The sequence below is a fragment of the Rhizobium ecuadorense genome (assembly GCF_001187535.1).
Classification (GTDB): Bacteria; Pseudomonadota; Alphaproteobacteria; order Rhizobiales; family Rhizobiaceae; genus Rhizobium; species Rhizobium ecuadorense.
Genome location: NZ_LFIO01000721.1, coordinates 1 through 266, shown reverse-complemented (window position 1 = coordinate 266; position 266 = coordinate 1). Strand labels below are relative to the sequence as shown.

Annotated in this window: 1 pseudogene; it reads right to left on the bottom strand. The window is 57.9% G+C overall.

The features are described from left to right. A pseudogene (locus tag AF337_RS13550) lies at window positions 1-266 on the bottom strand (ABC transporter ATP-binding protein); the annotation flags it as partial.

Below are 266 nucleotides of genomic sequence, written 5' to 3'. Positions count from 1 at the left end.
CCCGTCTGACCGGCGCCAGGTCTGGCCGACGTCGTTGGAAAGCGCCTCGAAGAGTTGTTGGTGGCGCTTTTCCATGCCGAAGCTTTTGACGGCCTTCAAAGTCTGCAGCGTTGTCCAGCTCAACTGTGTCAATGCTTCCACTGCAGCCAGTGCAGAGGCACCGAGACGGCGGTAGGCACCGGCAAAGAAACCCAATACAAAATTATGGATGAAGCCGAAGGCGAGAGCCAGCAACGCGATCGGCCAGGCCATTATCAGCATGCCGA